The organism is Halomonas bluephagenesis (genome assembly GCF_054790765.1).
The window spans coordinates 1959315-1973359 of record NZ_CP133631.1 but is presented as its reverse complement, the minus strand read 5'-3'; the positions used below and the strand labels follow the sequence as shown (position 1 = coordinate 1973359).

Annotated in this window: 12 protein-coding genes and 1 pseudogene; 3 read left to right on the top strand and 10 right to left on the bottom strand. The window is 53.0% G+C overall.

The genetic code is table 11. The annotated features are described in order from the left end of the window. Positions 1-11: 11 nt before the first annotated feature. From phoU to REH51_RS08630, 5 genes are all read right to left on the bottom strand, one after another. Entirely contained in the window at positions 12-737 is a 726-nt protein-coding gene (phoU, locus tag REH51_RS08650) for a phosphate signaling complex protein PhoU (protein ID WP_498937604.1), read from the bottom strand. Between the two features lie 30 nt (positions 738-767). Continuing rightward, positions 768-1583, bottom strand: coding sequence for a phosphate ABC transporter ATP-binding protein PstB (gene pstB, locus REH51_RS08645; RefSeq protein ID WP_498937602.1), 816 nt, complete (start codon positions 1581-1583; stop codon positions 768-770). After that, positions 1577-3001: a phosphate ABC transporter permease PstA gene (gene pstA, locus REH51_RS08640; protein WP_498937600.1), complete on the bottom strand. Its 1425-nt coding sequence runs from the start codon at positions 2999-3001 to the stop codon at positions 1577-1579. The genes pstB and pstA overlap by 7 nt, the downstream gene beginning before the upstream one ends. Then, positions 3001-4119 (bottom strand): ABC transporter permease subunit, encoded by a 1119-nt coding sequence (locus tag REH51_RS08635; protein ID WP_498937598.1) that lies wholly within the window; start codon positions 4117-4119, stop codon positions 3001-3003. Before REH51_RS08635 ends, pstA begins: the two co-directional genes overlap by 1 nt. A gap of 96 nt (positions 4120-4215) precedes the next feature. Next, positions 4216-5169: a PstS family phosphate ABC transporter substrate-binding protein gene (locus REH51_RS08630; RefSeq protein WP_498937596.1), complete on the bottom strand. Its 954-nt coding sequence runs from the start codon at positions 5167-5169 to the stop codon at positions 4216-4218. A gap of 84 nt (positions 5170-5253) precedes the next feature. On the opposite strand from REH51_RS08630, the gene REH51_RS08625 reads away from it, so the two are divergent. Further along, entirely contained in the window at positions 5254-5667 is a 414-nt protein-coding gene (locus REH51_RS08625) for an acyl-CoA thioesterase (protein ID WP_009723263.1), read from the top strand. 79 nt (positions 5668-5746) lie between these two features. On the opposite strand, the gene REH51_RS08620 is transcribed toward REH51_RS08625, so the two are convergent. The 3 genes from REH51_RS08620 to hexR all read right to left on the bottom strand — a co-directional run bounded on the left by REH51_RS08620 (position 5747) and on the right by hexR (position 10103). Next, a complete protein-coding gene (locus REH51_RS08620) occupies positions 5747-6835 on the bottom strand; it encodes a TRAP transporter substrate-binding protein (RefSeq protein WP_498937594.1) in 1089 nt (362 codons plus the stop codon). 134 nt (positions 6836-6969) lie between these two features. Beyond that, positions 6970-9168: a DNA helicase II gene (uvrD, locus tag REH51_RS08615; RefSeq protein ID WP_009723261.1), complete on the bottom strand. Its 2199-nt coding sequence runs from the start codon at positions 9166-9168 to the stop codon at positions 6970-6972. 80 nt (positions 9169-9248) lie between these two features. Beyond that, positions 9249-10103 (bottom strand): transcriptional regulator HexR, encoded by an 855-nt coding sequence (gene hexR / locus REH51_RS08610; RefSeq protein WP_009723260.1) that lies wholly within the window; start codon positions 10101-10103, stop codon positions 9249-9251. A gap of 279 nt (positions 10104-10382) precedes the next feature. Here hexR and REH51_RS08605 point away from each other — a divergent pair, with 279 nt between their 5' ends. Further along, positions 10383-10601, top strand: coding sequence for a PA3496 family putative envelope integrity protein (locus REH51_RS08605; protein WP_009723259.1), 219 nt, complete (start codon positions 10383-10385; stop codon positions 10599-10601). 115 nt (positions 10602-10716) lie between these two features. Here REH51_RS08605 and REH51_RS08600 read toward each other — a convergent pair whose 3' ends face one another. Next, on the bottom strand, positions 10717-12060 hold the full coding sequence (locus tag REH51_RS08600; RefSeq protein ID WP_498937592.1) for a sodium-dependent transporter: 1344 nt from the start codon (positions 12058-12060) through the stop codon (positions 10717-10719). Positions 12061-12213: 153 nt separating this feature from the next. Continuing rightward, positions 12214-13068, bottom strand: coding sequence for a DUF72 domain-containing protein (locus REH51_RS08595; RefSeq protein ID WP_498937590.1), 855 nt, complete (start codon positions 13066-13068; stop codon positions 12214-12216). 265 nt (positions 13069-13333) lie between these two features. Here REH51_RS08595 and aroQ point away from each other — a divergent pair. Continuing rightward, positions 13334-13771, top strand: a pseudogene (gene aroQ, locus REH51_RS08590) (type II 3-dehydroquinate dehydratase). Positions 13772-14045: the final 274 nt, after the last annotated feature.

Below are 14045 nucleotides of genomic sequence, written 5' to 3'. Positions count from 1 at the left end.
CACGTGCTAGGTCAAGATTTTTTAAGTACCTGGGGGTCGATAGTGTCGGGATCGCTATGGCGGGTATCTAACCCTTTTACCAAGTAGACGACGTACTCCGCCAAGTTGTTGGCATGATCACCCACGCGTTCTAAGGCACGTAGCACCCACATAATGCTAAGTACGGAGCTAATCGAACGTGAATCTTCCATCATAAAGGTCATCAGCGAGCGCATGGCGCTACCATACTCGTCGTCAACGAACTCATCTTCGCGCACAACTTGCATTGCAAGGTCGGTATCAAAACGCGCAAAGGCGGTCAGCGCGTCGCGAAGCATTTTACGTACATGCTCGCTGATATGGCGTACTTCCACTAAGCCACGAATGTTGCCACTATTTTCGCTTAACAGCAGCGCATTTCGAGCAATTTTGCTGGCTTCATCGCCAATACGCTCAAGGTCAGACGTTGCACGAATAACCGCCAACACCAAGCGCAAATCGGAAGCAGCCGGCTGACGACGCGCCAGTACTCGCGTACATTCGTCGTCAATTTGCAGTTGCAGGTCGTTTACTTGGCGGTCGTTGTCGCGCACTTTCTCGGCAAGGCGGCTGTCGCCTTCAAGTAGCGCAAAAACAGCATCTTGCACTTGTTTTTCCACCAGACCGCCCATGGCCATCAGGTGGGTTTTTAGCTCTTCCAGCTCTTGATTGAACTGGCGAGAGATATGCTGGCTGTGGGTATCGCTCGTAATATCCATTGAGCTCTCCTGACGTGATGTCTTTGGGGCCTAGGTCATGCGGCCGGTGATGTAGTTTTCGGTGCGTTGTAAACGCGGGTTGGTGAACACTTGATCCGTTGGCCCGTACTCAACGAGTTCACCGTGCTGCAAAAAAGCCGTGTAGTCAGAAACCCGCGCGGCTTGCTGCATATTGTGGGTAACCAGCACTAGCGTTAGCTGTGATTTAAGGTTACGAATCAGCTCTTCAATTTTTAGCGTTGAGATAGGGTCTAACGCTGACGCTGGTTCATCGAGTAGCAGTACATCCGGCTGTACGGCAAGTGTACGAGCAATGACTAAGCGCTGCTGCTGGCCGCCAGATAGCTGCCACGCCGAGCGATGCAGCCGGTCTTTACCCTCATCCCACAGCGCTGCCGATGTAAGCGCCCATTCGATAATGTCGTCTCGTTTTCGCTTGGGTAAGCGTTGCTGTAAACGCAGGCCAAAGGCCACGTTTTCATAAATCGACATAGGGAAAGGGTTGGGTGTTTGAAACACCATCCCAACGCGCCGTCGTAATTCGGTAACATTCATGTCCGGAGCATGAATATCCTGGCCTTCAAGCTGAATATGGCCACTGTGTGTTACCGATTCATTAAGGTCGTGCAGTCGATTAATTGCGCGTAGCAGCGTCGACTTGCCACAGCCTGAAGGGCCAATAAAGGCCGTTACACGGTGGCGCGGTAGGTCTAACGTTAGGTCTCGCAACGCCATTTTCCCCGCATAAGCGAGGTGAAACTGTGCAATGCTCAAACAACGCTGTTCGGCAGAAAAACGCGTCACGGGTGCTAGAGCCGCATTGTCGGACGATAATGACGCTAACATTCGTTTCCTCGCTGACGCCTCAGATAATGACGCAGAAATATGGCAGGTAGATTAAGCACGAGTACAATTAATACCAGCAGTAGCGCGGTGGCAAAAACTAATGGAATCGCGGCCTGCACATCTTCACCATGAAAGGCCGTATCAAATAAATGATAGCCGAGGTGCATAAACTTGCGCTCTAGGTGAAGGTAGGGAAACTCCCCATCCACTGGCATTTGCGGCGCTAGTTTGGCGACGCCGACCAGCATTAGCGGCGCTACTTCACCAGCGGCTCTGGCAATGGCTAAAATCACCCCCGTTAGCATGGCGGGCATTGCCATGGGCAATACCACCCGCGTCAGCATTTCTAAACGTGTGGCGCCCAGCGCAACGGCGCCTTCCCGTTGGGCATCGGGTATGCGTGCTAGCCCTTCTTCGGTAGCGACAATCACCACGGGTAAGGTGAGTAAGGCGAGCGTTAGCGATGCCCACAGAAGGCCACCGGTTCCAAAGGTGGGAGAGGGCAGTTCATCACTAAAAAACCAGCTGTCGATAGAGCCGCCTATTCCATATACAAATACCCCAAGGCCAAACACGCCATAAACAATCGAGGGCACGCCCGCAAGGTTGCGTACGCCAATGCGTACTAAACGTGTTAAGCGGTTTTGGTGGGCGATTTCGTTAAGATAAATAGCGGCGAGAACCCCAAACGGGGTAACGATTACTGACATCAAAATAACCATTAACACGGTGCCAAAAATGGCTGGCCACACACCTCCGCCAGTATTCGCGGCGCGCGGCCCCTCGCTTAGAAATTGCCAGATGCGCTGTCCCCAGGCGATGGTTTTTTGCCCCCATGACATAGCATTCGGTGTCTGAAAATGGCTAACACTCGCCAGCGGCTGGCGAAGGGGTTGGCCGTCAGCGGTGGCTAACAGTAACTCTCCGGGGGGGCGCTGGTTGACGGGAAAGGCAAGCGCATCACGGATGAAGGCCCAGGCAGCTTGTTCTGTTAGCCGTTGATCGCCATTCTCCACAGCGATTAAGCGGCCAATAAAATCACCCCATGGGGCGCGCGTTATGCGGATAAGGTCTGCTGGCTCAGCCTGCTGGTTAATCTCATCAATGGAAATCCACTGCCAGTTGCTTCCCGTAACCTCCTGATTTCCGGTGAAATAGAGCCGTTCTGTCCCTGCCCCTTTGGGCAGCGTCGTTTCACGAACCGACTGTCCAATAACGATGTCACCTGACTTCAGGGTAATTTCCTCTAATGACGCTGGCCAAAAATGGCCTAACCCGCGAATCGCCAGTAGCGTTAATAATGATGCCAACATTAATAACGAAAGCGCCACGCAGGCAGCGCACAGCCACGGCCAGAGTCCGCTGCCGCTCATTTTTAAAAAACCAACTTTTGAAAAACCAGCACGCTGCCAATGCATTAGAGTGTGCTCCCTAAGCGTTGATAGCGTCGGCGCAGGCGCTGCCTGACAATTTCAGCTAGCGTGTTTACCACAAAGGTAAAAATGAACAAGGCCAGGGCTGCCAGTATCAGTAAGTGATAGGTTAGTCCGCCCGGTGAGGCCTCGGGAAGCTCAATGGCGATAGAGGCTGATAGTGAACGCAGCCCTTCAAACGGACTGGCGCTGAAGAGCGCTGTGTTGCCGCTGGCCATTAAGACAATCATGGTTTCGCCAACAGCACGGCCAGCGCCAATCATCACCGCTGAAAAACCCCCGGGAGCAGCTGTGGGTAAAGCAACTTTCCAAAGTGCTTGCCAGCGACTAGCACCCAATGCTGGGGCGCCTTCCATTAATGTGGAAGGCACATCGGCAAGCGCATCTTCTGCGAGTGAATAAATACTGGGAATCACCGCAAACCCCATGGCAATACCCACAATCAATGCATTTCGCGTGGCGTAATCAAGGCCGTAACGTTGATCCAGCAAGCGACGCAGGTCGCCACCAAACCAGTGCTGCTCAATGATGGGGGCAAGCCACATTGCCAGTAAGGCCATGCCTGCCAGCCAGGGAATAAGCCATAAGCCCGCCCAAGAAAGCGGTAGTCGTCGGCGAACCCAGGTGGCCGTTCGATACCACAGATATCCCGCTAGGGCTGCGCTAAGTGGTAACCAAATAATAATCATCAAGGTACTGGCCAGGTTTCGTTCCACCCAGGGGGCGAGTAGTAAACCGGCAATAAAACCGACGACAACGCCAGGCACGGCCTCCATCAACTCAAGCGTTGGCTTCAAACGGCTACGGAGTCGCGCGGACATAAATAGCGCAGAGTACATTGCCGCACCCAGGGCAATGGGCGTTGCGAATAGCATTGCAGCCAGTGCAGCTTTTAACGTGCCCCAGGCAAGGGGCGAGAGTTTGGCAAGGGGGAGCGTGTCGCTAAACGCGAGCAGCGGTAGCGTTTCCCAAACGAGGAAGACGCCAATTGCTAAAATGGCCAACAAAACACCGATACCACCGGCGGTAATCAGTCCGGTGGCAATACGGTCTTGTACGGGGCGCAGCGGCTGACGCGAAAAAGGTAGCCGAGGAAGAGTCATGTCGACATCATAGAAAAGCGATAGCCATCACAAAAATAAGCATGCATGGTCGAGTCTCCTTACCCTATCGTTTATTTATGACAATTAAATGACAGCTTACGGGTCTTGGCGTTGGGCATCGCGTAAGTGATCAGGAAGCGGCACAAAGCCCGCTGCTTTGACAATTTGCTGACCCTCGTCGGAAAAGATAAGTGCCAGAAATGCTTGTTCCACGGGGGGTAATGACTCGCTGGGCGGCAGGTTAACGTAAAGATAGAGATCGCGTGATAATGGATAATTTCCCTGCTGAATCGAGCGTTCATTGGGCGCAACGGCAGGCCCGTGTTCATTCACGAGGCGCAGAGCACGCACCATCGGATTTAAATGGTTATAGCCTGCATAGCCCATCGCATTGAAAGACTCTCCCACTGCAGCAATGACCGCCGATGAACCGGGGTGCTCGCTAATATCAAGGCGAAACTCGCCATCGCAAAGGGCTCTTGCCTGAAAGAGGCCATGAGTACCTGACGCCAGATTACGGCCATGCAGAGCTATTTGGCCATAGGGCCAATCCGTTGTCGGAATAAGCGTGCTCCAGCGCCGGATGGGATGGGGAGCACCGCAAGCGAGACTAGTTGAAAAAATCGCATCGACTTGTTGGAGTGTCAGGGTATCCAATGGGTTATGGCGATGCACCACGACTACTAATGCGTCCCGAGCAACACGAAGTTCAAGCGGTGGATAACCATAACGGTCAATAAACTGCAGGCGTTCTCCATTGGTCATGGGGCGCGACATTGGCCCTAGGCGGGTGGTGCCAGCCACTAAGGCGGTCGGTGCGCTAGCTGAGCCTCCGGCCTGAAACTGCAGATTGATCTCTGGATAGCGGGCGTTTAAGGCTTCCCCCCAGCGCAGTACCAGGCCCGCCATGGTGTCAGAGCCGACGGCACCTAACGTGCCGCTCACCGAAGCTGTCTGACCCCAGGCAAGATTGCCTGCCATCAGAAGCCAGCCAGTCAGAAGCAGTAGCAGTCGATGTTTCCTCACACGTCGTAAATTGTAACGCTTCAAACGACACCCCTCTTGTGATTAACTATTACCAGCCTATTGCGATGCAGCAACATCACAACAATAACCTTTTGAAGCGACCACCTTATGACACCGCTGGATACCGATTTGGACGATGTGCCTGCTCCGCAGGGGCAGCTCACCTTAAAGTTACTGGCTTCTCGGCAAGATACCAATCTCTATGGTGATATTCCGGGTGGCTGGCTAGTTAACCAGATGGACCAAGCCGCCGAACTGGCTGCGGGCCGAGAAGCAGGCGGACGCACAGCGACCGTGGCTATTGAGGCGATGGATTTTTTAAGTCCGGTGCGCGTGGGTTCTATGGTGAGTGTCTATACTAGCGTGCGGGAAATAGGCCATAGCTCGATTAAGATTGATGTCGAAGTATGGGTACGTCCACCTCAAGGCCGCCATTTGGAAGAGCGACAGAAAGTGACCGAAGCGCGCTTTGTGATGGTGGCGTTGGATGATAATGGGCGTATCCGCGCGGTACACAGCTGAGAAATCTGCTGATCATCAGCATCGAAAAAGGGCGCCTTGGCGCCCTTTTGTGTGTCGCGACTAGAAGTTGGCGGAATGCCTAGGCACCGACGTTGTCGCGGTTTTTTAGATAGGCGTATTCGCCGACATCGCTGAACGGACGCACCAATTTCTGGAAGGCCGAGTAAGATTCATAAACCCGGCGAGACTCTTCGTCATTGTCTACTTGGCGCTGGATAGCCTCTTTTGAGGATTCATACAGCGCTGCCATCACATCTTCCGGGAAGGTGCGTAGTTGAACACCGTGTTCATCGACCAGTGTTTCAAGCGCCTGAGCATTACGGTAGGCAAATTCGCTGATCATAGCGAGATTGGATGCCCGTGCGGCTTCGCGAATGACATCTTGAAGATCTTCTGGCAGGGCATTCCAGGCGTCTAAATTAACAGTGCCTTCCAGCACGGCTGTCGGCTCGTTCCACGCGGAGGGGTAGTAGTAATCCGCCACTTGGTGAAGGCCAAACGCCATGTCATTGTAAGGCCCGACCCAGTCTGCTGCATCGAGCGCACCGGTTTGCAGCGAGGTGAAAATTTCTGAGCCCGCCATATTGACGGTACTAACGCCAATGCCGTTCATCGCTTCGCCGGCAAGTCCTGGCAGGCGAAGTTTCAGGCCCTGCATGTCATCTAGGGAATTGATCTCTTTTTTGAACCAGCCGCCCATTTGCGTGCCGGTGTTGCCGACAGCGAAAGGCTTCAGGTTGTGGTTGGCGTAGATTTCATCCCACAGTTCCTGGCCGCCGCCGTGATATAGCCACGCGTTCATTTCAGTTGTGTTCATACCGAACGGTACAGCGGTGAAAAACTGTGAGGCCGCGACTTTGCCACGCCAGTAGTAGGACGCGGAATGGCCCATCTCTGCGGTACCCGCAGCGACCGCATCGAACACTTCAAGCGCTGGAACAAGCTCACCAGCGCCATGTACGCGTATGCGCATGCGGCCATTGGAGAGTTGCTCGACCCGGCGTGCGAAGTCATTGGCACCTGTGCCCAGGGCCGGGAAGTTTTTCGGCCAGGAGGTCACCATATCCCAGGTGTAGGTTTCGTTGGCGCTAGCAGTAGAAACAAAAGGCGCAGCAGCGACACCGGCGGCACCGAAGCCGGCGGTTTTCAGAAATTGGCGGCGTTGCATGGCGGGCATAACTCCGAAATTATAAGATGTTGTTATCAGCGCGCAGTGAGCGCTGTGTCCATTAGCCAGTATGCGCCAAGCAGGTTTTAATGGGCAAGTACTCGCCTACTGCTTTACGCTTACGTTAACACCGCTCAAAGTGGTGCTAGTTTGGCAAACCCTAGTACGAGCCATTTCACCCCTTCACCTTCAAAGCTGACCTGTACTCGGGCGCGGGCACCTTCGCCTTCCGCATTAAGAATGATGCCTTCGCCAAACACTGGATGCATTACCCGCTGGCCTACATGCAGTGCCGGTAAGTCGCCGTCGCTTTCAATACGCTGTTGCGCAAAGCTAGAGCGCGAGGCGGTAACGGGGCGGGAAATATGGCCACGTAGGCGGACTTCTTCCAATAGGTGGGGCGGAAGTTCACGTAGAAAGCGCGATGGTCTGGGAAACACTTCTTTGCCGTGCAGGCGGCGGGTTTCAGCATGCGTCAGGTAGAGTTTCTGCATCGCTCGGGTAACGCCGACATAGCAAAGCCGCCTTTCCTCTTCGAGCCGCCCTGGCTCTTCGATCGACATTTTATGAGGAAACAGGCCCTCTTCAACGCCGGCAATAAACACCACGGGAAACTCCAAGCCTTTGGCAGAGTGCAGGGTCATCAGTTGCACACTGTCTTCAAACTCATCGGCTTCATGGTCGCCTGCATTAAGCGCCGCCTCGGAAAGAAACGCTTCCAAAGCCGCCATGCCTTCACCTGCCTCTGGGGTTTCAAAAACATCGCCATGCGTAAAGGCGCGAGCAGCGGTCACCAGTTCTTCCAGGTTTTCCACACGTGCTTGACCTTTTTCGCCGCGCTCGCTCTTGTGATGTTCGATAAGGCCGGTATGAGTGGTGATGTGGTCGATAATTTCATGCAGCGGCAGGCCAGACGCATCGTTGTCTAATTGCTCAATGAGATTGGCAAATGTCTGCACGGCGTTGGCCGCACGGCCTTTTAGCGTGCCGTCTTGAATGGCATCGTGCAGCGCCTGCCATAGTGAAATGCTTTGTTCCCGAGCGCGATGGCGCACAATTTCTACTGTGCGGGTGCCAATGCCACGGGTGGGTACGTTAATCACGCGCTCCAGGGAAGCATCGTCATCACGATTTAGCAGTAGGCGCAGGTAGGCTAGGGCATTTTTGATTTCTAAGCGCTCATAGAAGCGATGCCCCCCGTAAATACGGTAGGGCATGCCTTGGCGGATCAGCGTCTCTTCCAGCAAACGCGATTGAGCATTTGAGCGGTAAAGAATGGCAACATCGCGGCGATTAAACCCTTCATCGACCTTTTCTTTGATGGTATCGACGATATAGCGGGCTTCTTCTAAATCGTTAAACCCGGCGTAGACAGAAATAGGGTCGCCTTCGACACCGTCAGTCCACAGATTTTTCCCCAGCCGCTCGCTGTTATGACTGATCAGCGTATTAGCGGCCTCCAGAATCGCGCTTGTGGAGCGGTAGTTCTGCTCTAGGCGTACGGTATGAGTGTTAGGAAACTCCTCCTCAAAGCGGCGAATATTCTCCACTTTGGCGCCACGCCAACCGTAAATTGACTGGTCATCGTCACCGACGGCGGTCATGGGTGTTTGCAGACCCGTGAGTAGTTTTAACCACGCGTATTGCAGCGTATTGGTGTCCTGAAACTCATCGACTAATACATGACCAAAGCGCTCGCGGTAATGATTTAGCAAAGGCGGGTTGTCACGTAACAGTTCTAGGCTGCGCAGTAGCAGTTCACCGAAGTCCACTAGGCCGCCGCGTTCGCAGATAAATTGGTAGCGCTCATAAAGCTCTACCATCTGGCCAAGATAACCATCGCCGTCCACGTTCACTTGGTGGGGGCGAAGTCCTTCCTCTTTGCAGCCAGAGATAAAGCCTTGTACTTGGCGGGGCGGGAAGCGCTCATCATCGATGGAGTAATCTTTGAGCATTCGCTTTACCAGCCGCAACTGGTCATCGGAGTCAATGATTTGGAAGTGCTGAGGTAGCCGAGCATCCTGCCAGTGGGTGCGCAGCAGGCGATGAGCGATAGAGTGAAACGTGCCGACCCACACATGTCGCATGGAGATGCTCAGCAGCGCTTCCAGGCGGGTACGCATTTCCCGCGCAGCCTTATTGGTAAACGTAACGGCCAGCAGGGCATAGGGAGAAAGCCCTTCGGCCTGCATTAGCCAAGCAATGCGATGAACCAGCACGCGGGTTTTACCGGAGCCGGCACCCGCCAGTACCAATAAGTTACCCTGGGGTGCGCTCACTGCCTCGCGCTGGGCAGGGTTAAGCTGATCAAGTATCGCCGTGACGTCGTCCATATAAGCCGCTGCCGGTTCGAAAAATAGGCAGCTAGTTTAGCACAGCCAGTGAACTGGCTGTGTATACAGTCGATAGGCAGCTACGACTCTTCTGGGTAACGCAGGGTATTCAGGCTCTTCTTGACTGCTTTTAGCTGCTCAGCAAGCTTCGGACCGCGAGTTTTGGCAACGCCAACGGCGAGAACATCGATGAGCACCAGATGGGCGATACGTGAGCTAAGCGGTGTGTAGATCTCGGTATCTTCATGCACATCGATATATAACGGCAGGCTCACTTCGCTGGCCAGTGGTGAGTCACTCGGGCAAAGGCCTATAACGGTAGCGCCTGCCTCGCGCGCTAAGCGAACGCTAGCGACCAGAGCTTTGGTACGGCCTGTTTGTGAGATAGCCACCACCACATCGCCTTCTTTTAGCGTGACCGCCGACATATTTTGCATATGAGGGTCGGCATAAGCGGAGGTCGATATCTGTAGGCGGAAGAACTTATGTTGGGCATCGAAAGCCACGGCACCGGAGGCCCCAAAGCCATAGAACTCAACTCGGTTGGCCATGGCGAGAGCGTTGACCGCACGCCCGAGGGCATCATTATCAAGCCGGTCGCGAACCGATAAAAGCGTGCCCACGGTGGAATCGAAAATGCTGTGGGAAAATTCGGCAACCGAGTCGCTATCGTTCATAGAGAACTGGGCAAACTGACTACCACTGGCCAGCATCTGGGCAAGCTGGAGTTTAAAGTCTTGGAACCCGTTGCAGCCGAGTGCGCGACAGAAACGCACAACGGTTGGCTCGCTGACCTTAGCCTCTGTTGCGAGGTCGACAATCCGCATATGGATGACCTCGTCGGGATTGCGCAGTACGAACCGCGCAACCTTTTGCTCGGAGCGACGAAAATGCTCCATGCGGCGTCTCATTTCATCGAACAGGGCGCGGCTCACGTTCAGCTCCTTAAATTCTCTTTAGTGCTTATGCAGACATGCTCACTACAGTATGCCTGAGCGCGCTCTGCAGCGTACATTGCAGAGCGCGCGATGCAAAAACAGTATAAATGCGATTTACGCATGCGTTTAAATGTCGTTAAGACATTTCACCAGGATTCGTCATCATTTTGTCAAGTAGGTTATAGTAAGAAGTGAAGTGCCGCACTGCATCATTTAAAAAACAGTCGTCACGGATGCAGGTGGACGTAGGCATATTCACCTGGAGGAACGTCGATTATGAGAAACATCGAACGAATCACCTCGGTAAAAAGCGAACTGCTCGACATTTTTATGAGTATGGAAGTGGATGAGCATGTTCAGCGTCGACGCAGTGCCGCCCAGCGCAGCCTAAGGGCGCGTCGGGGAATTGAGCTGCATCGGGAGTTTCAGAAATTATCACGGGATATCGCCCCCTTGCCAGACGATGACGAGCAGCAAGAGAGTGAATTGCATTAAAAAAGTGCACTAAAGAGTGCACTTTAAGATAGTAGGGCGGTTGAGTAAGTCCGCCCCGTTCATTCACAGGGCGGCATCTTAGCCAACAGTGCTGGTTGCCAGCGAGGGCTTAAACTTAAAGTAGCCCTGTGACGAACACAGCGATAACGCCCGCGGGCGCTACAAAGCGCGCGATGACGTTCCATACGCTAACGCCAGTGGACGAAAGCCCCAGCTCGGCCTCTACACTGTCACGCTTCAAGCACCACGCGACAAATACAATTGCCCCTAGGCCTGTTAATGGCAGGAAGATCTTGCTGGTAAACGTATCGAGTAGATCGAAAATATTAAGGCCGAAGAAGAGCACCTCAGACCACACGTTAAACGACAACAATGCGGCAACGCCAAGCAACCATACGCCAATCCCGCTTGCTAACGTGGCGGTAACGCGAGACATTGCAGTGCGCTCTTCAAGCATTTCTACCGTCGGTTCCAACAGTGAAATCGCTGACGTTAAGGCAGCAAAGGTCAGCAGCAAGAAAAACATCAAGCCCAGAATAGTACCGCCTGCCATATTACCGAAAGCCAATGGCAACGTGACAAAGATCAAGCCTGGACCTTCTCCAGCACTGAGACCATTAGCAAACACAATGGGGAAGATCGCCAGTCCCGCCAGCAGTGCAATCACCGTATCAAGAATGATCACCGTGCGTGCCGTGCTGATGAGGTTAACGTCTTCGCCTAGGTAAGAGCCGTAAGCCATCATGATGCCCATACCCAGTGATAAGGTGAAGAAGGCTTGGCCCATGGCAGCTAGAACGACGCCACCGTTCAGGGCACTCCAATCAGGGCGGAACATAAACGCTAGTGCTTCGCCAAAATAGCCGCTGGCCACGCCGTAGCCCACCAGTATTAGCATTAATACAACCAGAGCAGGCATCAGCAACCGTGCTGCGCTCTCAAGGCCCTTGGTTACGCCACGTGCGACGATACCAATGACGAGGACCATAAAGGCAGTATGCCAAAGCAGCAGGGTAATCGGGCTAGCCAGCATGCCGCCAAAAAGGCCACTAATCGCATCAGCATCTTGGCCGTTAAACGTACCAATGACTGAACTGAGGGTGTAGTTCAGCGACCAGCCCCCAATGACGCTGTAAAAAGACAGAATCAGGAACGCCGCTAATACGCCGCTCACCCCGATTAATGCCCACGCCTTGGATTTACCATGATCGGCTGCTAGGTCCGCCATGGTGTTAATTGGATTTTTCTGGCCACGACGACCAATCATCCATTCAGCCACCAAAATGGGCAGGCCCACCAACGCTACGCAAGCAAGGTAGACGAGTACGAAAGCGGCACCACCGCTGTCGCCCACCATGTAAGAAAAGCGCCAAATGTTGCCAAGGCCAACGGCTGAACCAGCGGCCGCCAGCACAAATCCCATGCGCGATGACCACTGTGCATGTGCAAGTTTTGCCATGAAATCACCTGTTTCGTTAATTGTAATAAGGCGTTATTAGCCTAATGTGCCGATTTTCGGAAAATAGAGAGGTTCCAGCGTTATTTCCCGAAAGTACGCGCAATTTATCCGATCATGGTAGGGGTTGCCAGTCAGTTAGCCTAAAAAGATCGGTCAAAACAGTTGGCTCTGCTTCTCACCGGCGAACGACGAAAGTGCTGGCAAACTGATGCGGCGTTGAACTTCATGGTACAAGTAGCGCGCCATTTCTGGTGACGCTCGATTATCGGCAGTATGCACAAATAAGAAAGGGGTTTTCCCCTGACTTATCCACAGGCTGAGGCGGTCAATCCAGGGCGTGAAATAGCCTGTATTAATTGTTTTGTCAATATGGCCAATGAAGCGAATGACCGGATAATTCGCTGTGGAAAGCACGTGTAGTGGGAGTTTCGGCTTTTCTTGCTGAGCATGCGCTAAGCCAGGATAGTCAGTGGCAGGGGGTGAAAACAGCGGACGAACATCGAGCATCACGCGGTTAGCTGAATAAGTTATTAACAAGCGGTTAAGGGCTTGTTCTGCGTCTCCTTTGAGGAAAAAAGCGGGGTGACGTACCTCCACTGTGCAAGGCAAGTGAGCAGGCCATTGCGCAAGGAGTGTTTCTAGCTGGGGCAGCTCTGAAGGGCCAAAATCGCGTGGTAACTGAACCATGGTGGGACCAAGACGATCATGCAGGGGCGAGAGTGCATCTAGAAATGCCCAGGCATTTTCTGGCTGGGTTAAACGCTGGTCATGGGTAACCGTGGCGGGCAGTTTAAAGCAGAAACGAAAATGGGGCGGTGTTTGGCGCGCCCACGCGGCCACCGTTTCCGGCTTTGGTGCGCCGCTATAAAACGTCGTGTTGCCCTCAACGCTTGAAAAGACCGCTGCATAATCGCTTAACAGGTCTGTCTTGGCATGCCGTGGGTAGAGAGTACCAAGCCAATCCTGGTTAGCCCACATAGGTAGGCCCAAATAAAGAGGGAGCGTCATGTCGAGGCCTTTGGTGGTGATTTTATATTAGTGTAATCGCTTCACGGGAGTGTTTAGGTGCTTTTCTAGGACATAGTTATGGCGATTAAACAGACAAGAAATGAAGCTTTGCACGATACCAGTACACTCTTTTAAGTATCGATTAGCATTGGTGTCAGTTACCCACACTGCTCAGGCGCTGGCAGTGTTGGGAGGAAGGTGATAGAACGGGGCCATGCCGCTATTTTAGCGGTTTAAGTTAGGCCTAACCGTTCAGGAGAACGTTATGAGTCAGGGAAAAGTCTTGGTTTTACATGGCCCTAATCTCAACCTGCTGGGTAGCCGCCAGCCCGAGATATACGGCTAAGACACCTTAGAAGATGTGAATAACCTTCTACGGGAGAAAGCGGTGATGGCAGGGGGGGATATTACCTGTCAGCAAAGTAATCACGAAGGTGAGCTGATCGACGCTATTCACGCAGCACGTCTTGATGGTACCCAAGCGATTATTATTAATCCGGCGGCCTATACCCACACATCCATTGCGATACTTGATGCGTTGAATGCGTTTGATGGCAAAGTGATTGAAGTGCATCTATCTAATGTTCATAAGCGTGAAACCTTTCGGCACCACTCCTATGTTTCACTTCGTGCTGACGGCGTGATTGCCGGACTGGGCGTACAAGGGTATCGCGCCGCACTAGACGCGGTAATGGCTAATTAATATGCAAACGTATTTGCGCGGCTTTGTTTTGCAACACAAGTAAGTAAACATTAACTAACTAGGCCCGTCTGTAGAATTTCAAGAGTTGACAGCCACGTATGGTTACATGTGGTAGCAGCGCCTAATAAAACTTTATATTGCCCGATAAGGTTGCACGCAATACGCTGAAATAAGAACGCAACAAATACCCGCTATAGCTGGTGAGGTCGATCGGAACCCGCCGTTATTTGCAGAATAATAAAAGGGAGTATGCAATATGGCCATGTGGGAATGG